Source organism: Williamsia sp. z34 (assembly GCF_059553395.1).
Genome location: NZ_JCANWW010000002.1, coordinates 776,388 through 798,465 on the forward strand (window position 1 = coordinate 776,388; position 22,078 = coordinate 798,465).

Here is a 22,078-nt window from a genome sequence, read left to right on the forward strand (position 1 = left end):
GCCTGATCCCCCGAATTTGGAGGCCGGATTGGTGCCCACGGCACCTCGATGCGTGACCCACCGCGGTGATCGATGATGCAGGCACTGATCCTGATCGGCAGCCTGGTCGGTTTCATCGCTCTCACCCTGGGTACCGCGCTGTTCGTCGCAGCCGAGTTCTCACTGACCGCGCTCGAACGGTCCACGGTCGAGAACGACGTGCGGACCAGGGGCGACCTTCGCTCCCGCCAGGTCAGCCGGGCGCACAAGACGCTCTCGTTCCAGCTCTCGGGCGCTCAGCTCGGTATCACCATCACCACCCTGATCACCGGATACATCGCCGAGCCGGTGCTCGCGCAACTCTTCGAGCCACTGTTCGAGCTGGTCGGGATCCCGGACGCCGCGGCGGTGGCGGTCTCGCTGATCCTGGCGCTGGTCATCGCGACGTCGCTGTCGATGGTGCTCGGCGAGCTCATCCCCAAGAACCTGGCGATCTCGAAGCCGCTGCCCACCGCCCGAGCGACCGCCGGACCGATGAGCCTGTTCTCGGCGACGTTCCGATGGCTGATCAACACCCTCAACGGCACGGCCAACTGGCTGGTCCGACGATTGGGTGTCGAGCCCGCGGAGGAGTTGCGCTCCGCGCGATCACCGCAGGAACTCGGATCTCTGGTGCGCAATTCGGCCCGCCACGGTGCGATCGACCCGGGCACCGCGGCCCTGGTGGACCGCTCGCTGCAGTTCGGCACGCTCACCGCCGAGGACCTGATGACACCACGTGTCACCGTCGAGACCCTCGACATCCATGACACGGTCCGGGACCTGATCCTGGCGTCGTCTCGGACGGGTTACTCCCGGTTCCCGGTTCTCGATGGCGGCGATCTCGACAACATCAGCGGCGTCGTCCACGTCAAACAGGCATTCACCGTGCCCATGTCGCAGCGCAGCACCACCCAATTACACACACTTGCCCGGGCGGTCTCGGTTGTCCCGGCGAGCCTCGACGGCGACGCGCTGATGGAACAGATCCGCGCCGACGGCCTGCAGGTCGTCGTTGTCGTCGACGAGTACGGCGGCACGGCAGGCATCGTCACCACCGAGGACCTCATCGAGGAGATCGTCGGAGATGTCACCGACGAACACGACGACGAAGAGGCAGATGTCCAGCAGCACGGCGACGGGTACCTCCTCAACGGTCTGCTGCGCCTCGACGAACTCCACGACGCGATCGGGTACCGCGCTCCCGAAGGCCAATACGACACCCTCGGCGGCCTGTTGATGTTCGAGCTCGGGCGGATCGCTCGTGAAGGCGACATCATCGACCTCCCGGACCGCTCGACCGGAACCGACGCCGACGACGACTCCTCCGAGCACGAGCCCGAACAACATTGGCGGGCCCGCGTGGTGCGGATGGACGGTCGTCGCATCGACACCGTGGCCGTGTCCCCGCGACCGGAATCCGATGAACGGGAGGCCACCGATGGGTGATCTGTGGGGCGTCGTGCTCACCGTCCTGTTGCTGGCAGGCAACGCCTTCTTCGTCGGTGCGGAATTCTCGTTGATCTCCGCCCGGCGTGACCGTCTCGAAGCGCTCGAAGAACAGGGAAAGCGCCGCGCCCGCACGGTCATCGAAGCCAGTGAACGGCTCTCGCTGATGCTGGCCGCCGCGCAGTTGGGCATCACGATCTGTTCCATCCTGCTCGGCCGGGTCGGCGAGCCCGCGATCGCACACCTGATCGAGAAGCCGCTGGACCTCGTGCATGTCCCGCACGGACTCCTGCACCCGATCGCGTTCACGCTGGCGCTCGCGCTGGTCGTTGTCCTGCACATCCTCCTCGGCGAGATGGTGCCGAAGAATCTCGCGCTGGCCGGCCCCGAGCGATCGGCGATGCTCCTGGTCCCCGCCCATCTCATGTTCATCAAGATCGCCCGGCCGGTGATCGCCTTCTACAACTGGGTGGCCAACCTGTCACTGCGGCTGATGCGGGTCGAGCCGAAGGACGAACTCGACGCCACGGTCTCGGCCAATGAACTCGCGCAGATGCTCGGCGAGTCCCGACGTGAGGGTCTGATCGACGAAGAGGAACACACCCGGCTCACCCGTGCCCTCCAGACGTCGGGCCGCACCGTCCTCGAGGTCGCGATCCCGCTCACCGAGTTGCGGAGCGTTCAGGTCACCGCGGACCCGAAAACCGGCCGCGTCGGGCCGACCCTCGGCTCGATCGAACAGGCCGTCATCGACACCGGGTTCAGCCGCTACCCGGTCCGGGGCACCGACGGCACGTACACCGGTTACCTGCATCTGAAAGATGTCCTCGACGAGGTCCTCGACGAGTCGGTGGGTCCCGACAGCATCATCGGCGTGGACAAGATCCATCCGCTGCCGGTCCTGGCCGACAAGACCCCCCTCGACGAGGCCACCAATGCGATGCGGCGGACGAGCTCGCACCTGGCGGCGGTGGTCGACGACAACGGCCGCACGGTCGCCGTGGTCGCGCTCGAAGATCTCGTCGAGGAGTTCGTCGGGACGGTGCGCGACGAAACGCACCGGGTATGACTGCCCCGGGTGCAGTCGTCCCCCGGGCGGCCGAGTCGCAATGGCAGGCCACGGCCGCCGAGCACCGCAACCGGATCGATGATCTCCTGCGGAGCCATCCACCCCGGTACACCGAGGACGCCGGTGACGTGGTGCATCCCGTGTGGGGTTTCATGTTCACCTACTACAGCTTTCGGCCGGCTCAACTCCGCCGCTGGCATCCCGGATTCGGGGTCGGGCTCCACGGCGACGGCGCGCGTCGCTACCTCGACTACGCCGGTTACGTTCGCAGCGACGAGCTGGTCACCGTCGGCCGCGACCATCTCGAGAAACGCCGCGAGACCATCACCTACATCATCGATCTGCTCGCCGCCACGGCCGACCGCTCCCCTCGTCTGAACTGCTTCGGCATGCATGAGTGGGCGATGGTCTATCAGGCTTCGCCGGAACAGATCCGGCATGCCGGTGTACCGCTGCGACTGAGCCCGGCCCAGACCGACGACGTGGTCCGGGCGCAGCCCCCACGCTGCACACACTTCGACGCCTACCGGTTCTTCACCCCACCTGCACGGCCACTGAACCTGACAGTGTTAAATCGTCATACACAGCCCGAGTTCGAACAACCAGGCTGTTTGCACGCCGGCATGGACCTCTACAAGTGGTCGTACAAACTGGCACCTCTGCTCCCGTCGGACATCGTCGCCGACGCGTTCGCCCTGTCGCTACAGCACCGTGAGATCGACATGCGGGCCAGCCCGTACGACCTGTCGGAGTTCGGTATGGCACCGATTCCGATCGAGGAACCGGCGGGACGGGCGGAATACGTCCGGGTGCAGTCCGAGCTCGCGGGTCGGGCGCAGCTTCTGCGGACCGAACTGCTCGAACGTTGCCGCCGCCTGATCAGGCAGCCCAACCACACCTGACTTGCGGGGCAGAGGGTTTGTCACCCATCACAATCCAATTGCTACCAACGAGTAACATATGCGGCATCAGTGCCCTTGATCGAAAGAGAGTGAGGCCGGTAATGGCTCAGCGCGTCACCGTCGACGGCGGCTTGCAGGTTGCGTCGGTTCTGTACGACTTCATCAACAACGAGGCGCTGCCGGGTACCGGGGTGGACCAGGATGCGTTCTGGTCCGGTGCGGCGGCAGTGATCAACGACCTGAGCCCGCGTAACGCCGAGCTGCTCGCGGTCCGCGACGACCTCCAGGGCAAGATCGACCAGTGGCACCGTGACCACAAGGCGGCCACCCCGGCCGACTTCGACTTCGCCGCCTACAAGGCATTCCTGACCGACATCGGTTATCTCACACCGGTTCCCGCCGACTTCGAGATCACCACCACCGGCGTCGACATCGAGATCACCTCGACCGCCGGACCCCAGCTCGTGGTCCCGATCCTCAACGCCCGGTTCGCGCTGAACGCGTCCAACGCGCGGTGGGGTTCGCTCTACGACGCGCTGTACGGCACCGATGCCATCCCCGAGACCGACGGTGCCGAAAAGGGCACGTCGTACAACAAGGTCCGCGGCGACAAGGTCATCGCGTTTGCCAAGAACTTCCTCGACGAGGCCGTTCCGCTGGAGAACGGCAAGCACGCGGATGCCACCTCGTACGTGGTCGAGGGTGAGACCGTCGTGGTCAGCCTGGCCGGCGGTGCGACCACCGGATTCGCCGACCAGGCAGCGTTTGTCGGATACACCGGTGAGCCGGCGAAGCCGTCCGGCATCCTGCTGCGCCACAACGGCCTGCACCTCGAGATCCAGATCGACGCCGAGTCCCCGATCGGCTCGACCGACGCCGCCGGTGTCAAGGACGTGCTGGTCGAGTCGGCCATCACCACGATCATGGACTTCGAGGATTCCGTTGCGGCGGTCGACGCCGAGGACAAGGTCACCGGTTATCGCAACTGGCTCGGCCTGAACAAGGGCGACCTGTCCGAAGAGGTCACCAAGGGCGGCAAGACGTTCAACCGCGTGCTCAACCAGGACCGTGCCTACACCGCGCCCGATGGTGCCGGACTTCTCCTGCACGGACGGTCACTGTTGTTCGTTCGCAACGTCGGTCACCTGATGACCAACGATGCCATCATCACCGCCGACGGCGCCGAGGTTCCCGAGGGCATCCTCGACGCCCTGTTCACCGCACTCATCGGCATCCACGGCATGCAGCCCCACGGACTGCAGAACTCGCGGACCGGGTCGATCTACATCGTCAAGCCGAAGATGCACGGCCCCGACGAGGTCGCGTTCACCGTCGAACTCTTCGGCCGCGTCGAAGAGGTCCTCGGCCTGCCCGCCGGCACGTTGAAGGTCGGCATCATGGACGAGGAGCGTCGCACCACGGTGAACCTGAAGGCCTGCATCAAGGCGGCCCAGGACCGCGTGGTCTTCATCAACACCGGCTTCCTCGACCGCACCGGCGATGAGATCCACACCTCGATGGAAGCCGGCGCCGTCGTGCGCAAGGCAGAAATGAAGTCGCAGAAGTGGATCAAGGCCTACGAGGACTTCAATGTCGACACCGGACTGCATGCCGGTCTGCAGCACAAGGCGCAGATCGGCAAGGGCATGTGGGCGATGCCGGACCTGATGGCGGACATGCTCGAGCAGAAGATCGGCCATCCCAAGGCCGGCGCCAACACCGCATGGGTGCCCTCACCCACCGCGGCCACCCTGCACGCGTTGCACTACCACCAGGTCGACGTGTTCAAGCGTCAGAACGAGCTGGCCAAGCGTGAACCGGCCTCCGTAGATGACATCCTGACGATCCCGCTGGCCCCGAACACCAACTGGTCGGACGAGGAAAAGCTCGAAGAGCTCGACAACAACTGCCAGTCGATCCTGGGCTACGTCGTCCGCTGGATCGATGCCGGCGTCGGTTGCTCGAAGGTGCCCGACATCCACGACATCGCACTGATGGAGGACCGCGCCACCCTGCGGATCTCCAGCCAGTTGCTGGCGAACTGGCTACACCACGGCATCGTCTCGGAATCCGATGTCGTTGCCGCGCTCGAGCGGATGGCACCGGTGGTCGACCAGCAGAACGCCGGCGACCCGACGTACCGGCCGATGGCTCCGGATTTCGCCTCGAACATCGCGTTCGGAGCCGCCAAGGAACTCATCCTCGAAGGTGGCAAGCAGCCCAACGGCTACACCGAGCCGATCCTGCATCGCCGGCGGCGCGAGTACAAGGCTGCGGGCGCCTGACCCTCGGCTGACCCCGGTGGGGCCGGTCGCGAGCACAGTGTGACCTGTCGCCCGAAATCCATCACAGCGCATAGACTGCCCCAACGACAACTCCCGCCTTCCGGACCGGTGAACGCTCACCGGTCCGGAAGTGCGCGAGTCCGGGTTGTCATGTCTTACGTGGATCGAGGTGTTTGTGGGCGATCATCGCAGAGCCGGAGGCAGCAGAGGTATCAGCCGAGGCCTTCTCGTCCTGGTTGCCTTTGTCGTGGTGCTCGTGGTCGGCGGGGTTCTCTGGTCGATGCTCGGTGACCGGATCACCAAGCAGGGCCAGGAGGCCGCGAAACGCTGTGTGGAAGGTGACCTCACCGTCGCCGTCATCAGTGATCCGGGGTTGTCCGGACCGCTCAAGTCTGTCGCGGACCGATACAACGCCACCAAACCGATCAATCGGGATTGGTGCATCACCATCGAGGTGCGACCGGCCGATGCCAAGACCACCCTCGAGGGTTTGACCGGCACCTGGGACCCGGCATCGCGCGGCCGGTATCCGGCGGCGTGGATCCCGCAGTCGTCGGTGTGGAGTTCACAGCTCACTGTCGCCAAACCCGAGATCGTCGACGGCACACCGGCATCCCTGGTGACGTCGCCGGTGGTGCTGGCGATCCCCGAGGCGGCAAGGGAAGCGATGCTCGGCAACCTCAGCTGGCTCGAGATCCCCACACTTCAGCGGTCGGCGGCTGCAATGGAGCGGCTCGGGTTACCGGGCTGGGGATCCCTGAAGATGGCGATGCCGACGGGCCCACAATCCGATGCCACCGCACTCGCCGCGCAGGCCATCGCGATGGAGATCTCCCGCACCCCGAGGGGTGCCCTGTCCGTTGAGGACGCGATCTCCTCGCTGGTGACCTCGACCTTGCAGACGATGCAATCGGCGGCACCACCGACCGCCCTCGGGACCTCCGAGAGCGGTGTGGCGATGATCGCGCAGGAGGCGAACCCGCCGACCGGCGCCATCCATGCGGTGCCGATCACCGAGCAACAGCTCTACTCGCTCACCAAAGACGGAGCCAACGCGGGCGTCGTGTCGTTGCTGCCGACCGGGCCGACCCCGATGGCCGACTTCCCCGTGATCACGTTGACCGGAGAACAGGTCGATGTCGCCCAGCGCGATGCGGTCGACGCCTTCATCAGTTATGTCCAGTCACCCGAGCACATCTCCACGATCACCGAGTCGGGCTTCCGCGGCGGCGGTGCGCTACCGCCGCCGACCGCAGCCGTGGACTTCCCGGAGACGCCGTCGCCGATGCCCCCGCCCCCGGCGGAGGCCCAGAACGCCATCACCGACACGCTCACGCGTCGTACCTGACGTCCCGGGCCTCCGCCGGAGCGAGTCGATCAGGCGAATGCCTCGATCGGAGGGCAGCTGCACACCAGGTTCCGGTCGCCGAATGCGCCGTCGATCCGCCGGACACTCGGCCACACCTTGGCTCGCCCACCGGCGGACGGCAGGCCGTTCGGATAGACGGCGACCAGGCGGTCGTATCCGTGCTCCCACTCCCCGACCAGGCATTCAGCGGTGTGGGGCGCCCCACGCAGCGGGTTGTCGTCGGCGGACCATTGCCCGTCCTCGACCTTGCTGATCTCGGCGCGGATCGAGATCATCGCGTCGCAGAACGCGTCGATCTCATCGAGATTCTCGCTCTCGGTGGGTTCGATCATCAGCGTGCCCGCCACCGGGAAGCTCATCGTCGGCGCATGGAAGCCGTAGTCGGCCAACCGTTTTGCGACGTCGTCGACGGTGACACCGCTGCTCTTGGTCAGGGGGCGCAGGTCGATGATGCATTCGTGCGCAACCCGGTCACCGGCACCGGTGTAGAGCACAGGGTAGTGATCGCGCAGTCGGGCGGCGATGTAGTTCGCCGACGCGATGGCGGTGAGGGTGGCCTGCCGCAGCCCTTCGGCCCCCATCAGCCGGATGTAGGCGTAGGTGATCGGCAGAATCGACGCGGATCCGTAGGGTGCCGCCGAGATCGTCAATTCGCCGGGCAGTTCGTCGGCCAGTGGATGTCCGGGAAGGAATGGTGCGAGGTGCTCGCGCACACCGATCGGTCCGACACCCGGACCACCGCCGCCGTGCGGGATGCAGAACGTCTTGTGCAGGTTGAGGTGGCTGACGTCGCCGCCGAACCGGCCCGGGCGCGCCACTCCGACAAGGGCATTGAGGTTGGCACCGTCGACGTAGACCTGACCACCGGCATCGTGGACCGCAGCGCAGATGTCACCGATCTCGTGCTCGAAGACCCCGTGGGTCGATGGGTAGGTGATCATGATCGCCGACAACTCGGCGGCGTTCGCCTCGATCTTGGCGCGCAGGTCATCGACGTCGACGTCGCCGTTCTCGCGGCAGGCCACCACGACGACCCGCATGCCGGCCATGACCGCCGACGCGGCGTTGGTGCCGTGCGCGCTCGACGGGATCAGGCACACCGTGCGGGCATCGTCGCCGCGGCTGCGGTGGTATTTGCGGATCGCGAGCAGTCCGGCGTATTCACCCTGTGAGCCGGCGTTGGGTTGCAGACTGACCCGGTCGTAGCCGGTGATCGCGACCAGCCACTCTTCGAGCGAGGCGATGATCTTGCGCATCCCCTTCACCTGATCGGCGGGTGCAAACGGATGGAGCCTGGCAATGGTCGGCCAGGTGATGGCCTCCATCTCGGCGGCCGCGTTGAGCTTCATGGTGCACGACCCCAGCGGGATCATGCTGCGGTCCAGTGCGATGTCCTTGTCCGCGAGAGTCCGCAGGTAACGCATCATCGCGGTTTCCGTGCGGTAGCGGTTGAACGCCGGGTGCGTGAGGAAGTCCGAGGTCCGATCGACGACGCCTGCGCAGACCGGTTCAGTCGCAGAAATCCCGAACGCGTCCAGGACGACTGCCACGTGCTCGTCGGTGGTTGCCTCGTCGCAGGCGACGGAGACGTGATCGGCGTCGACCAGACGCAGGTTGATCCCGCGTGCCCCGGCGGCGGCGACCACCGCTTCGGCCTGGCCGGGAACGTGCGCCAGCACAGTGTCGAAGTACTTGGCGTGGACGAGTTTGTCGCCGAGCGCCGAAGCGATCGACTCCGCGTGTCGGTGGACCCGTCGAGCAATCGCCCGGAGCCCGTCGGCGCCGTGGTAGCTGGCATACATCGCCGCGAGGATCGCCAGCAGGACCTGTGCCGTGCAGATGTTGCTGGTCGCCTTCTCCCGGCGGATGTGCTGCTCGCGGGTCTGCAACGACAACCGGTAGGCGAGGTTGCCGTCGGCGTCCTTCGAGACCCCGACAAGACGACCGGGAAGTTGGCGGGCGTGCTTGGCATGCACCGCAAGGTATCCCGCGTGTGGACCGCCGAATCCCATCGGCACACCGAAGCGTTGGGTGGTACCGAAACAGACGTCGGCACCGAGTTCGCCGGGCGGGGTGATCAGGGTCATCGCCAACAGATCAGCACCGACGGCGACGAGGGCACCACGTTCGTGGGCCGCCTCGATGAGCGCTGCACTGTCGACGACGCGTCCTGAAGCGGTTGGTGTCTGGGCCAGGACACCGAAGAACTCGCCCTCGGGCAGACCCTGGCTCAGATCCGCGGTGACCACCTCGATACCGAGTGGTTGCGCGCGGGTGGCGATCACTGCCGCGGTTTGCGGGAAGAGGTCGGCGTCGACCAGGAATCGCGGCGACTTGCTCTTGCCTGCACGGCGAAGGAGTGTCATGGCCTCGGCCGCGGCCGTCGATTCGTCGAGCATGGACGCGTTGGCGACCTCCATGCCGGTCAGGTCGGAGACCATCGTCTGGAAGTTCAGCAGCGCCTCGAGACGGCCTTGGCTGATCTCGGGCTGATACGGCGTGTACGCGGTGTACCAGGCCGGGTTCTCGATGATGTTGCGGATCAGTACCGGCGGGGTCAGCGTGTCGTAGTAGCCGAGGCCGATCATCGAGGTGGCGACGGTGTTCTCGTCGGCGAGCGCGGCGAGTTCGGCCAGGATCTCGTGTTCGGAGACCGCAGGCGGCAGCGCGTCCAGACCGTTGTCCTCGGGGGTGTCGAGGATCCCGGAAGGCACCACCTGGCGGGCGAGATCATCGAGTGAGGTGGCACCGACAAGTGTCAGGATGCGGTCGAGTTCGCCTGCATCAGGGCCGATGTGGCGATCGGTGAAAGGTGTGCCGGTCATGGGGATAGGACCCTCCGCGGTGGCCGGCCACGAGAGCCGACCACTGGTAATGCCGACTGGTGGTCGGACGCCGGTCCTCCCCCTCTGTCCTATCCCGCGGGCCTGGTGCCCGCAGAACGCCTGAGAGATTCAGCCACGCGTTGCGTGACCTTTCACCATGGGCGGACGGATGTTGCCGTCACTCTCCAGAGACGCCGACGTCGACACGGTCCTTGATGCCTGAGAGTTTGACGGAGAGGTATTGCTCCTTCGGCGGCCATCTCGAGGATGACTCTCTCCCGTGTCGCTGCGACGCAGACCCAGTGTACGGCCAGATGTTCTAGCCGGTGCGGCGGGCGCGGCTCTTACGGCGCGAGGCCAATTCGTCCTCGGGCGCAGCCTCGGTCACGCCGCCGTCGGCGCGTTCTGCCGGGAAGTCGGCGATGGTTCCGGTCAGCTCACGCATCGCACCGCTGACGGCGATACCGAACACGCCCTGACCGCCCTGGAGCAGATCGACGACTTCTTCGGCCGACGTGCACTCGTAGACCGTGGTGCCGTCCGAGAACAGCGTGATGCGGGCGAGATCCTCGACGCCCCGCTTACGGAGGTGGTCGACGGCAACCCTGATGTTCTGCAGGGAGATGCCGGTGTCGAGCAGACGCTTGACGATCTTCAGGACGAGGATGTCCTTGAACGAATAGAGCCGCTGACTCCCGGACCCGGCGGCGCTACGAATCGAGGGTACGACCAGCGATGTGCGGGCCCAGTAGTCGAGTTGCCGGTAGGTGATGCCGGCGATCTGGCAGGCACTGGGGACCCGGTAGCCGACCAGCTCGTCGGGAACGGTGTCGTTCGGGAACAGCCCCGGTGCGATGTCTGCCAGCGAACCCTGACCGGGCTTGTTCGTGCCGCTGATCGTGGTGCTTGCCTCGGGGGACGCATCCTGCGCCCCGCGGTCGCCGTTCTCACCGTCGTGTGGCTGATCGCCCACTGGGTTCTCCTCGCGTGCTGGTCGGTGACCGCCGGTGCGTGCTTCCCGGCTCCGACGGGCCAAGTTTACGCGCACTGACTGATCAAAATCACTTCTCCGCAACTTTCGCGGGTATGTGAAGACCGTATGACCGCTGCGGGTCGGGATCAACGCGACTCGCCCTAACCCTGAACCTAAAGTTGAGCTTTAGGCGATTTGTGACCCCGCAGTTTCCGTTCCGTGACCAGACTCGCCGGACCCAAATGCAGCCCTGACGCACGGATCCGTGCGTTGCCGCAATCCGGGGTCAGGCCCCACCGGAGGCTTTGAAGTCATCCGGCGACACCGAGTCGAGGAACTCCTTGAACTTCTCGACCTCGTCTTCTTTGACCTCGGCCGCCGGCTCGTCGTCGTCCGCTTCTTCCGGATCGTCCGATGGCATCAACAGGCCGGCTTCGGCGAGCACCGATTCTTCGGCGAAAATCGGTACCTCGGCGCGGATCGCGATGGCCACCGAGTCCGACGGCCGGGCGGAGATCCGGAGATCTCCGGCAAACACCAGGTCGGCGTAGAACGTGCCCTCTTGCATGTCCACGATCCGAACCTCGAGAAGTTCGTGGCCCAGAGCACTGATCAGGTTGACGATCAGGTCATGGGTCAAGGGACGGGGAGGCTCAACACCCTTTTGCCGCAGGGCAATTGACGCAGCTTCACTCTGACCGATCCAGATCGGCAGGTAACGTTCACCGGTGGTTTCCTGTAGCAGCAGCACCGGTTGACTCTGTGGCGGTTCCACCCGGATACCTACTACGCGCATTTCACTCATGCGGTCGGCCCTCCCAAGCTTGTGTGGGCGAATGGTTCACCGCCCTAATCCTATGGCAAGGATGCCCGCGCGACGACCGAGAACCTCCGGACCGGTCGTTCGATCGGGTCTTTAATCGAGAACTTCTCGTACCGCTTGCTTGACGAGCTGGGTGTGCAGCGTGACCGACAGTGCCGCGATTTCGCGCACCATCTCCTCGGCGCGATCCCGGGCGCCGGTCCCTTTGCCCTTGGCAATCGGATTGGCGATCTGCGCGACCAGCCCGGCCTCGCGCTCGGCCGAAACCTTGAAAGCGCGCAGATGCCGCGCCTGGACTCCGAAGTTCGCGAGCGCGGATGCAGCTGTCACCAGGCGCACCGCGTCTTCGTCGAAAAACCCTCGCGGCCCGGGTACCAGCAACCCGTTGTCGACGAGTTCTGTCACGAACGCCGAATCGACGCCGGTACGTTCGAGCAGCGAATCACGGCTCAGCCGACCGCCGCCGTTCTGCGAGAAATCGGTGGCCGGAGCCACCCAGTTCTTCGCCGACGACAACAACCGGGTACCCGCCGGGGCTTCCGGGCGGGTACCGCGGTCGATCTCGTCGAGCTGTTCTTTGATGACTTTGAGCGGCAGGTAACGATCACGCTGAGCGGTCAGGACGAACCGGAGCCGTTCACAGTCGGCTCGGCTGAACCGGCGGTAACCGGACGGCGACCGCTCAGGTGTGACCAGACCTTCGGATTCGAGGAATCTGATCTTTGAAATCGTCACGTCGGGGAATTCTCCGCGCAGCTGATCCAGGACCGAGCCAATCGACATCGATCCTTCGGAATGCTGCCCCGCCGCCGGTGAGGTCACGCGTCCGCGGAACCTTCGTCACTGCTGGAACCGGTCAGGAACACCAGGCGGAACTTGCCGATCTGAACTTCGTCACCGTTGGCCAGCACGGCCGAATCCACCGGCTCACGGTTGACGTACGTGCCGTTCAGGCTGCCGACGTCGACCACCTGGAATTCGTTGTCGCCCAAACGGAACTCGGCATGTCGACGGCTCACGGTGACGTCATCGAGGAAGATGTCGCTATCGGGGTGCCGACCGGCCGACGTGGTCGCCTGGTCGAGCAGAAAACGAGAGCCGGCGTTGGGGCCACGTTTGACCACGAGCAGCGCGGTGCCCGCAGACAGCCGTTCCACACCGGTGTCCGCCGATGTGGTTGCAGAACCACCGGTCGATTCCATCTCTTTGATGAAATCGGCCCGGAAGACCGATGTGGTCTCTACCGGAGCTTCGATGTCCTTCTCGTTGTCGCTCACCAATTCTCCTTCTTCGTAATTGTCCCCGCGGCCCGGATTCGGACCTTGTTTTTCCACGTTGATTGCGGCGGCGTTCGGGGGTGCGACTTCTCACCCGCCGAATCCGGTCTCATCGAGTGGATTGGGGCATTACCCGTGACTTAGACCGTACCCTGCCACGGGCCACACATGCATAAACCCGCTGCATACTGTGCGCGCCTCATCGAGCCCCACTTTGCTTCGTCTTCACACGAACTCGCCTCGAGCCGGCTATCCGGACGTGATCGCCACGTAACCGGCGGCGTCGAGCATGTCACCGACCAGTTCATCCAGGTCCTCGTCGGGACCGACGGTGATCTCGACCAACCAGCCGCGCTCGTAAGGCGCGGAGTTGACGAGGTCCGGACTGGCTTCCAGGTCGTCGTTGACCGCCGAGATCACACCATTGAGGGGCCCGAAGATGTCGGAGACACTCTTGGTCGACTCGACCTCGGCAAACGATTCCCCGACCTCGACGACGTCATCGATCGCCGGCAACTGGACGAATACGACGTCACCCAACTGATCTTGTGCATAGTCGGTGATCCCGATCCGAACCGTACGGTCGGACACCTTCTGCACCCATTCGTGCTCTGCGGTGTAGTGCAGATCGTCAGGAGCCTGCTTCTGGGTCACGTGTGTGCTGCCTTTCGCCTCTACACATCGAACAACGTCTGTTGGGAGAATCTAGCGCACCGGGGGCAGTGCCCGAACAACCAGCACGGCCTGCACCCAGTACAGGACAAACGACCACACATACATCCCGGTACCCCAGATCAGGAACGCCCAACCGCAGGGATAGACAATGTCGCCGATGATCGAATCCAATTGCCCGGCAAGGATCATCGGAAATCCGTACATCAATGCGAACGTCGCCGCCTTGCCGATGTAGATCGTCGGTAGCGCGGTGATCCCGCGGCTCCGCAGCAGCGGCGCCGTCGCCAGCAACAACAGGTCACGGCCGAACAGGATCGCGACCAGCCACCACGGGATCAGGCCGCGAATCGCGAGTCCGATGGGTATCGCGACCATGTACAGACGATCCGCGGCCGGGTCGAGCAATGCGCCCAGGCGCGACGACTGGTTCATCAGCCGGGCGATCTTGCCATCCGCCCAATCCGACAGACCCGCGAAGAACAGGATCGCGAACGCCCAGCCGTCGGCCTCTTCGACGAGCAGTACCCATAAGAAAACCGGTATGAGTATCAGCCGCAACCCACTGAGCAGATTGGGCACCGTGAACACCCGATCCGACTCTACGACCGGATCCGGATCGGTCTCTTCCATGTCGAACAGCCTGTCATACCCGGCTTCGCGGCCCGGTGGCGCGCGCTACCGAAAGATTCCGACGATGCCCTGCAGTGCCTTTGCACCGCCGGACGCGAACGGACTGTCGTGGACCATGTAGGTCCAGGTGGTGGTCGAACGTCGTAGATCGGCCTGATCCAGATCGATGCCGTCCTTGGTGATGACCGCCTCACGGAACGTCTTGCGCGCATTCTCGACGGCTTCACGCGGCAACTTGCCGAACTCTGCGAGGATCAGTTTGTGGAACTCGTCGAGGGGCGATTCGCGACCGATGGAACGCAGGTGGATGCTGGCGCGCACATCGGAGACATAGGCCAGATGATCTGCCCAGGCCCGGTCCAGATGGAACAGCATGATCTCGCGGGCCGCCTGCTCGAGAACGTCGTGCGGGACGGGCTCGGCAGCAGTCTCATCGGCCTTCGCCGTCTCATCGGCCGTGCTCTTCTCGGCCTTGCTCGTTTCGGCCTTGCTCGTTTCGGCCTTGTCGCTCTCGACGGACTCGCCGGTCAGTTCGGCGTAGCGTTCCGGCTCGGTCTCCTTGAACTCCTGCAGCGCGGCGTCGGTGGTCAGAAGTGTGGTGCGGCGTTTGACGATGATCTCACGCTGCTGGTTCACCAACTGGTTGTAACGCCAGGTGTTGGCGTGCAGTTCGAGCATCACGCCTTCGGCGATCCGCTGGGCCTGCTCGATGATGTCGACGCCCTTCGACCCGAGCGAGCCGTCCTCGGATGAGCTGACCGGATCACGCTTGAGCGTCAGGTTCCGGGTGACCAGCGGGTCTTCGACGCTCGAGAAGAACACCGACCGACCCGGGTCGCCCTGTCGTCCCGCGCGCCCACGGAGTTGGTTGTCGAGCCGCTCGGTGTCGTGCCGACCCGTCCCGACCACGCACAGTCCACCGAGTTCGACGACCTCGTCGCGCTCGGGGCTCGACTCACCGGCGTCTTTCTGCCCGGCGGAGCCACCCAGCTTGATGTCGGTACCGCGTCCGGCCATCTGGGTGGACACGGTCACAGCACCCTTGGCGCCCGCCTCGGCGATGATCTTGGCTTCCTCCGCGTCGTTCTTCGCATTCAGAACAACCGACTGCACGCCCGCCCGGCCGAGGAGGTGGGCCAGTTCTTCGGATTCGGCGACGTCGTGGGTCCCGATCAGAACGGGCTGTCCGGTCTCGTGGATCTGTTTGACGAACTCGACGACGGCGTCGGCCTTGTTCGACTTGTTGTCGTAGACGCGGTCGATCTCGTCGACGCGGATGTTCTTGGTGTTCGGGGGGATCTGCGAGACAGCGAGCTGATAGAACTGCCGCAACTGTTCACCGGCCGCCACCGCGGTGCCGGTCATCCCGCAGACCTTCGGGTAGCGGCCGATCAATGCCTGCACCGTGATGGTGTCGATGACCTCACCCGAATCCGTCTGCGCGAGGCCCTCTTTCAGCTCAACCGCAGCCTGCAAGCCGTCGGGCCAGCGCTGGAGTTGCGCCACCCGTCCGCGGGAGGCGTTGATCAGGTGGACGCCGCCGTCGCGCACGATGTAGTGGACATCGCGCTCGACGAGGAGGTGGGCGTGCATCGCGACGTTGACGTGCACGAGGGTGGTACCGACGTGCTCTTCGTCGTACAGGTTGATCCCGCCGAGCTCGTTCTCGATGAAGGCGGCACCCTCGTCGGTCAGGTAGACGTTGCGCCCTTCGGCGTCGATCTCGTAGTGGTTCTTCTTCAGCTTGGTGACGGCGTCGTGGATCGGCTTGTCCGGCACTTCACCGATGGCCGAACCGGCCAGGATCAGGGGCACGAGCGCTTCGTCGACAAGCACCGAATCGGCCTCGTCGATGATGGCGACGTCGGGCTTCGGTGAGACGAGATCGCCGGGCCGGGTGACGAGTTGGTCGCGCAGCACGTCGAACCCGATCTCATTGACCGATCCGTAGACGATGTCGGAGTCGTAGGCCGCCTTGCGCTCATCGCGGGTGGAGTTCTCGGACACCGACGCCGAGACGATGTCGAAGAGATCGAACAGCGGCTTCATCCACGCGGCGTCGCGGGTCGCGAGGTAGTCGTTGACGGAGATGACGTGCACCCGATGACCCTGCAGTACGAACCCGATCGCCGCGATGGCACCGGCCAGCGTCTTGCCCTCGCCGGTGGCCATCTCGATGACGTCGCCCTCGAGTAGACGCAGGGCGCCCTGGAGCTGGACGTCGAAGGGGCGCATATCGAGCGTACGATCGCCTGCCTCACGGGCCAGCGCCAGGAAACGGGCCCGGTCTTCGCCTTCGGGATCGGTGATGTCGAGCTTCTCCGCAGCGGCGGCGAAATCCTTGTCGTCGAGATCGGCAGCCCATGAATCGTAGGAGTCTGCCTTCTTGATCAGTGTCAGGGACTTCGACTGATTGCGCGAGGATTGCGCCCCCAGCAGCCGCCACATGTTGTTCGTGAGCTTTCCCACCGAGCCGTACTCCTTAGTCCATCTGACAAAACTGCCGTGCTCCACCGTACGCGGAAGCACCATCGCAGTAACCGTACGCGGCGGGCCCCGCCGAAGGTCCTGGCTTCTTCCTCTTCCCCGCTGGTCAGGCCAGTGCGTCCCGGACGATCGGGGCGACCTTGGTGCCATAGAGTTCGATGCTGCGCATCTTGACCTCATGTGACAGTGTCCCGTTGCTGTATTTGAGGTCGAAACGAGTGATGCCCAGCGCGTTCACATTGCGAATGATCTTGGCCGCCACCGTCTCGGGCGATCCCACGTACACTGATCCTTCCGGCCCGGCCGACTGCTCGAACTGGGCGCGGGTGGGCGGCGGCCAGCCGCGTTCCCGTCCGATCCGGGTCATCTGATCACGGTAGTGCGGCCAGAGTTCTTCTCGAGCCGCCTCATCGGTGTCGGCGAGGTGGCCCGGCGAGTGCATCGCCACTGGAAGTTCCGGCCTGTCGAACTCCTGCAATGCGCGATGATAGAGATCGACAAAAGGCCTGAAACGAAGTGGTTCGCCGCCGATGATGGCCAGTACCAACGGGATTCCGTAGCGAGCGGCCCGGACGACCGACTCCGGCGACCCGCCGACACCGATCCAGGTGCGCACACCGCCGGCCGCGGTCTTGGGGTAGACCTCCTCACCGTTCAGAGGTGCACGTGTCTGTCCGGACCATACGATCGGGCCCTCCTGCCGCAAGGCCGCAAAGAGGTCGAGCTTCTCGGAGAACAGCTCCTCGTACTGGCTCAGATCAAAGCCGAACAACGGGAATGATTCGGTGAACGAACCGCGGCCCAAGATCACTTCGGCACGGCCGCGAGAGATCGCGTCAAGTGTGGCGAAACGCTGGTAGACCCGGATCGGGTCGTCCGAGCTCAGTACGGTGACCGCGGTTCCCAGGGCGATTCGCGATGTCTGCGCGGCAATCGCGGCCAGCACCACCTCCGGGGCCGACACCGCAAAATCGGCGCGATGGTGCTCCCCCACCCCGAAGAAATCGAGTCCCAACTGATCGGCGAGGACGCCCTCGGCCACGACCTCGCGGATCACCTGGTCGTACGGCACCAGTTCCCCGTCGGGTCCCGCCGTGCGGTCACCAAACGTATCGAGTCCCAATTCAATGGGGGAACCCGCTTCCGACGTGCTCATCGCCACTGCCGTTCTCCTCACAGATGCTCACCGCGCGATAACCTCCGAACCTCGGAAGATGCGTCTTTCTGATGCTCAAACTACTCGGGTATCGGCGCGCATCACCTACGCACAAGGCGGTGACGACGTAGGCTCCTCCAATGGGAAAGACCGGATCCGACAGCAAGAGCGGTAAGAAGACGAGCAAGCGCTCCAAGCCGAAGAAGATCCCGAACAACATCTATGAGGCCGAGATGTTCCGGCTTCAGACCGAGTTCGTCAAACTCCAGGAGTGGACCAAGGAGACCGGGGCCCGCGTGGTCGTCGTCTTCGAGGGACGCGATGCCGCAGGCAAGGGCGGCACGATCAAACGGATCACCGAATACCTCTCCCCACGTGTTGTCCGGGTGGCCGCGCTGCCCGCACCCACCGACCGGGAACGCGGCCAGTGGTACTACCAACGCTATATCGCGCATCTCCCGGCGCCCGGTGAGATCACTATCTTCGATCGCTCCTGGTACAACCGGGCGGGCGTGGAGAAGGTCATGGGATTCTGTACCCCGCAAGAGCATTCGCTGTTCCTGCGGCAGACCCCGATATTCGAGCAGATGCTCCTCGACGACGGGATCATCCTGCGGAAGTACTGGTTCTCGGTGTCCGACGCCGAACAGCTGCGTCGCTTCCGGTCACGTCTCGACGACCCGGTGCGCCAGTGGAAGCTGAGCCCGATGGACCTCGAATCGGTCTATCGCTGGGAAGACTATTCCCGCGCGAAAGACGAGATGATGGTGCATACGGACACCCCCAACAGTCCCTGGTACATCGTCGAGTCCGACATCAAGAAGCATGCCCGGATCAACATGATGTCGCACCTGTTGTCGACGATCGAATACCACGATGTCGTCCGACCGAAAGTCGAACTGCCAGAACATCCCATCGACACCGGGACCTATCAACGCCCCTCCCGGGAGATCAGCACGTATGTCCCCAACCACGTGACAGAACTGATGGGCGACAAAGAGAACTGAGGGACGGCGGATCCGGGGTTTCCTGACCCTTCACCGCCAGGACGTCCTCACCCGCGACTTCCCCACGTCCGCATCGCCGCGAGATACCTGGCGGTGATCAATCCCTGTCCATACCTGCCGAACGGACCCGCGAGCCGAGCGGGCCGGGTTTGTGGACGCGAGAACGCCGTGACCGCAAACACGACAGAGTTGTTGTCCCGCAACTCGACACAGAACTTTTCTTCCCCGGACTCGGGGTGTCCCACAAGTGTTCCGTAGGCGAATCCGCGACGATCGGGTTCGTCGATCACGTACACGACTCTGACCGGTGCGTTGAGGCGCAGCGGTCCCACACCGATCGCCAGCCGGGCGACCGTGCCTGCCTCGACGGTCCTCTCCGACGCGCAGACACGCAGCCCGGCACCGAGCTGGACCTGCCAGGTGGCGATCGCATCCGCGATCTCGTCGAAACGTGGCCGCCCGGATCCGACGACGACTTCCCGGTGCAGGTGCTGATATCCGTCCGGGCACACCTGCCGGGTGGCACCGATCTCCGGATAGCTGTACGCCACGCCCCGCAACCGGGTGGCGATGTGCGACTTCAGCGGTCTGACGCTTCGACCGGTCATCCCCTGAGGCTACCGACGCCGACATAATCGATGGACGATACCCACGACGCATGTCTACGGTTGCCGAGGCCGTCAACCGGTGGCCGACACCGCAATCAAGGAAACATCATGAACACCCGCTACCCTGTCCCGCTTTCCGGCGCAGTCGCATCAACCCTTCTGTGGGTCGACGAAGCGTCCGTCGAGGTGCAGGCCCGCGAGCAACTACGCCGGGTGTCGGCTCTCCCGTGGGTGCATGGTGTCCGGGTGATGCCCGACGTCCACGTCGGCAAGGGCGCAACGGTCGGTTCGGTGATCGCGATGCGCGAGGCGGTCTGCCCGGCCGCGGTCGGCGTCGACATCGGTTGCGGAATGGCCGCCGTCCGAACGGATCTGGTTGCCTCCGACCTTCCCGACGACCTGTCCGCACTGCGTTCGGCGATCGAGGCGAAGGTGCCGGTGGGTTTCGGTGCCCACAAGCGGCCGGTGAACCTGCGGGAGATGGACGTCGGTGGCGGCTGGGGTGACTTCTGGTCCGGGTTCGGGGACCTCGATCGGGCCGTACAGAACCTGGACACCCGGGCCCACAAGCAGCTCGGAACGCTCGGCGGTGGCAACCACTTCATCGAGATCTGTGTCGCCGAGGGCGACTCATCGGTGTGGGTGATGCTTCATTCCGGTTCCCGGAACATCGGGAAATCGCTCGCCGATCACCACATGGAGGTAGCCGCCGGCCTGCCGCACAACGCCGACCTTCCCGACCGCGATCTTGCGGTCTTCCTCGCCGGGACACCGGAGATGGACGCATACCGTCACGACCTGACCTGGGCCCAGGAATACGCGTCCAGGAACCGTCGCGTGATACTGGAACTGGTGTGTTCTGCTGTGCGAGGTTCACTTCCGACACGGCCGGTGCAGTTCGAGGAGCCGATCTCGTGCCACCACAATTACGTGGCAACCGAGATGATCGACGGGGTCGAACTGTTGGTGACCCGAAAGGGTGCCATCCGGGCCGGGTCCGGCGACGTGGGACTGATCCCCGGATCGATGGGGACGGGTTCGTACGTGGTGCGCGGACTCGGGTCGGAGGCCTCGTTCTTTTCCGCATCACATGGCGCGGGGCGGAGGATGAGCCGGTCCAAGGCGCGCAAGATGTTCACCGCCGCGGATCTGGTGGCACAGACCGAAGGAGTCGAGTCGAGGAAGGATGCCGGCGTGGTCGATGAGATACCGGCCGCCTACAAGGACATCGATTCGGTGATCGCCGCGCAGAGCGACCTGGTCGAGGTGGTGGCACACCTCAAGCAGGTGGTCTGCGTCAAGGGCTGACCCGGGCGACCGTTCTGCCGGACGCCGGCATCGAAAATGCGTTGTGGGGCACCGATGAACGGGTGCCCCACAACGTGGTCGGGCTTCAGGGTGCGGCGATGTCGATCATCTGGGTCAACCGGAAACTGTTGCCCGAGGGATCTCGGAACCCGGCGTCGATGCCGTAGGGGCGCTGCTCCGGCAGATCGGTGAACTCGACACCTCGCGCGGCGAGCCGCTCGTATTCGGCCTGGCAGTCTTCCGTGGTCAGGAATACGGCAGTGGCCAGCCCTTTGGAGACCAGTTCCAGGACTTCGGCCCGGGCCGATTCGGTGAGCATCGGCGGACCGGGGACATCCATCAACACGATGCTGACGTCATCTTGTCCCGGCGGCGATACCGTCAACCACCGGAACCCGTCCATCTCGGGCAGGGACACGTCTGACTGGACCTCCATCCCGAGTTTGTCGGTGTAGAACTTGAGGGCCTCGTCCTGATCGTGGACCCATACCTGCGCACTGGCGATTTTCAACATCGTGACCTCCCGTTATCGGATTGTTCGACTCAGTGCGTCGAACGTAACCCCGCACAACGGTCCCGGTCTTCTCCCCATGTGCTCTATCGGATGCGACTGTCCGGGCGGGGCCGGCCGAAGGTGCGTATGACACAGGTCGGGACCATGATCCGCTGCGCTGCAGGTGGACGACTGGCACGATAGCGCGCGGGGCTTTCACCATAGGTCCTCTTGAAGCTCGTGGTGAATGAGCCGACACTCCGAAGTCCCACTGCCACACAGATATCGGCAACCGAATAGTCGGTGTTGCGCAGCAGTGCCGCCGCCCGCTCGAGCCGGCGGGTCTGCAGATAGGTGTGCGGCGACTGCCCGAACGCCTTGACGAACGACCGGGTGAAGTGGGCGCGCGACAACCGTGCCGCGGCTGCCATCTCCTCGACTGTCAGCGCGGTCGCGTATTCGGAGTCGATCAGGTCTTTGGCCCGCAACAGATGCCGGGTGGTGGAGACACTCGCCATGACCACCACTATGGCGGTTTTTCGGCGCTCCGGCCACGGATACCGAACACTGTGAAGACCGCGGCGAGTCCGGCGACGATCACCAGCAACGTCAGACCCAGGGTGTAACTGTGATCGGCTTCGTTGTTTGGCATCGGTCTCGTCCCAACGGGTGAAGAACTTGCCGATGTCGAGAAGGGCTTGCGCCACTGCACGCCGACGGTGAC

At 64.6% G+C, this 22,078-nt stretch carries 20 protein-coding genes and 1 riboswitch; of the genes, 7 read left to right on the plus strand and 13 right to left on the minus strand.

The features are described 5' to 3' along the window. Positions 1–75 precede the first annotated feature (75 nt). The 5 genes from AC51GT_RS07990 (at position 76) to AC51GT_RS08010 (ending at position 7,071) form a co-directional block, all read left to right on the plus strand. Positions 76–1,467, plus strand: a complete 1,392-nt coding sequence (locus AC51GT_RS07990) for a hemolysin family protein (protein WP_496325892.1) — start codon at positions 76–78, stop codon at positions 1,465–1,467. Continuing rightward, positions 1,460–2,536, plus strand: coding sequence for a hemolysin family protein (locus tag AC51GT_RS07995; RefSeq protein WP_496325738.1), 1,077 nt, complete (start codon positions 1,460–1,462; stop codon positions 2,534–2,536). Before AC51GT_RS07990 ends, AC51GT_RS07995 begins: the two co-directional genes overlap by 8 nt. After that, positions 2,533–3,438 (plus strand): 3-methyladenine DNA glycosylase, encoded by a 906-nt coding sequence (locus AC51GT_RS08000; protein WP_496328394.1) that lies wholly within the window; start codon positions 2,533–2,535, stop codon positions 3,436–3,438. Before AC51GT_RS07995 ends, AC51GT_RS08000 begins: the two co-directional genes overlap by 4 nt. Positions 3,439–3,539: 101 nt before the next feature. Beyond that, positions 3,540–5,723: a malate synthase G gene (locus AC51GT_RS08005; protein WP_496328395.1), complete on the plus strand. Its 2,184-nt coding sequence runs from the start codon at positions 3,540–3,542 to the stop codon at positions 5,721–5,723. A 175-nt stretch (positions 5,724–5,898) separates the two neighbouring features. After that, a complete protein-coding gene (locus tag AC51GT_RS08010; RefSeq protein WP_496325741.1) occupies positions 5,899–7,071 on the plus strand; it encodes a substrate-binding domain-containing protein in 1,173 nt (390 codons plus the stop codon). A 29-nt stretch (positions 7,072–7,100) separates the two neighbouring features. Here AC51GT_RS08010 and gcvP read toward each other — a convergent pair whose 3' ends face one another. The 9 genes from gcvP to AC51GT_RS08055 all read right to left on the minus strand — a co-directional run bounded on the left by gcvP (position 7,101) and on the right by AC51GT_RS08055 (position 17,938). After that, a complete protein-coding gene (gene gcvP / locus AC51GT_RS08015; protein WP_496328396.1) occupies positions 7,101–9,917 on the minus strand; it encodes an aminomethyl-transferring glycine dehydrogenase in 2,817 nt (938 codons plus the stop codon). 196 nt (positions 9,918–10,113) lie between these two features. Beyond that, positions 10,114–10,208, minus strand: a riboswitch (glycine riboswitch). Between the two features lie 28 nt (positions 10,209–10,236). Then, positions 10,237–10,815, minus strand: coding sequence for a MerR family transcriptional regulator (locus tag AC51GT_RS08020; RefSeq protein ID WP_496325893.1), 579 nt, complete (start codon positions 10,813–10,815; stop codon positions 10,237–10,239). A 361-nt stretch (positions 10,816–11,176) separates the two neighbouring features. After that, positions 11,177–11,695 carry a bifunctional nuclease family protein gene (locus AC51GT_RS08025; protein WP_496328397.1) on the minus strand — a complete coding sequence of 173 codons (519 nt, stop codon included), beginning with the start codon at positions 11,693–11,695 and terminating at the stop codon, positions 11,177–11,179. Between the two features lie 111 nt (positions 11,696–11,806). Continuing rightward, positions 11,807–12,496: a transcriptional regulator FtsR gene (ftsR, locus tag AC51GT_RS08030; RefSeq protein ID WP_496325744.1), complete on the minus strand. Its 690-nt coding sequence runs from the start codon at positions 12,494–12,496 to the stop codon at positions 11,807–11,809. Between the two features lie 35 nt (positions 12,497–12,531). Then, positions 12,532–12,990, minus strand: coding sequence for a glycogen accumulation regulator GarA (gene garA / locus AC51GT_RS08035; RefSeq protein WP_496325745.1), 459 nt, complete (start codon positions 12,988–12,990; stop codon positions 12,532–12,534). Between the two features lie 249 nt (positions 12,991–13,239). Then, on the minus strand, positions 13,240–13,644 hold the full coding sequence (gcvH, locus tag AC51GT_RS08040) for a glycine cleavage system protein GcvH (RefSeq protein ID WP_496325746.1): 405 nt from the start codon (positions 13,642–13,644) through the stop codon (positions 13,240–13,242). Positions 13,645–13,695: 51 nt separating this feature from the next. Beyond that, on the minus strand, positions 13,696–14,295 hold the full coding sequence (locus AC51GT_RS08045; protein ID WP_496328398.1) for a CDP-alcohol phosphatidyltransferase family protein: 600 nt from the start codon (positions 14,293–14,295) through the stop codon (positions 13,696–13,698). Positions 14,296–14,340: 45 nt separating this feature from the next. Then, a complete protein-coding gene (gene secA2, locus AC51GT_RS08050; RefSeq protein ID WP_496325894.1) occupies positions 14,341–16,764 on the minus strand; it encodes an accessory Sec system translocase SecA2 in 2,424 nt (807 codons plus the stop codon). A gap of 124 nt (positions 16,765–16,888) precedes the next feature. Then, positions 16,889–17,938 carry an LLM class flavin-dependent oxidoreductase gene (locus AC51GT_RS08055; RefSeq protein WP_496328399.1) on the minus strand — a complete coding sequence of 350 codons (1,050 nt, stop codon included), beginning with the start codon at positions 17,936–17,938 and terminating at the stop codon, positions 16,889–16,891. Positions 17,939–18,078: 140 nt separating this feature from the next. On the opposite strand from AC51GT_RS08055, the gene ppk2 reads away from it, so the two are divergent. Then, a complete protein-coding gene (gene ppk2 / locus AC51GT_RS08060; RefSeq protein ID WP_496328400.1) occupies positions 18,079–18,945 on the plus strand; it encodes a polyphosphate kinase 2 in 867 nt (288 codons plus the stop codon). A 47-nt stretch (positions 18,946–18,992) separates the two neighbouring features. Here ppk2 and AC51GT_RS08065 read toward each other — a convergent pair whose 3' ends face one another. Continuing rightward, positions 18,993–19,553 (minus strand): DUF1990 domain-containing protein, encoded by a 561-nt coding sequence (locus AC51GT_RS08065; RefSeq protein WP_496328401.1) that lies wholly within the window; start codon positions 19,551–19,553, stop codon positions 18,993–18,995. Positions 19,554–19,661: 108 nt separating this feature from the next. On the opposite strand from AC51GT_RS08065, the gene AC51GT_RS08070 reads away from it, so the two are divergent. Then, positions 19,662–20,861, plus strand: a complete 1,200-nt coding sequence (locus tag AC51GT_RS08070) for an RtcB family protein (RefSeq protein ID WP_496328402.1) — start codon at positions 19,662–19,664, stop codon at positions 20,859–20,861. 85 nt (positions 20,862–20,946) lie between these two features. Here AC51GT_RS08070 and AC51GT_RS08075 read toward each other — a convergent pair whose 3' ends face one another. The 3 genes from AC51GT_RS08075 to AC51GT_RS08085 all read right to left on the minus strand — a co-directional run bounded on the left by AC51GT_RS08075 (position 20,947) and on the right by AC51GT_RS08085 (position 22,006). Next, entirely contained in the window at positions 20,947–21,375 is a 429-nt protein-coding gene (locus AC51GT_RS08075; RefSeq protein WP_496325752.1) for a VOC family protein, read from the minus strand. 83 nt (positions 21,376–21,458) lie between these two features. Further along, the gene (locus AC51GT_RS08080) at positions 21,459–21,872 is read right to left on the minus strand and encodes a helix-turn-helix domain-containing protein (RefSeq protein WP_496325753.1); all 414 of its coding nucleotides are present in this window, start codon (positions 21,870–21,872) and stop codon (positions 21,459–21,461) included. Positions 21,873–21,880: 8 nt separating this feature from the next. Continuing rightward, positions 21,881–22,006 carry a hypothetical protein gene (locus tag AC51GT_RS08085; RefSeq protein ID WP_496325754.1) on the minus strand — a complete coding sequence of 42 codons (126 nt, stop codon included), beginning with the start codon at positions 22,004–22,006 and terminating at the stop codon, positions 21,881–21,883. Between the last annotated feature and the right edge of the window lie 72 nt (positions 22,007–22,078).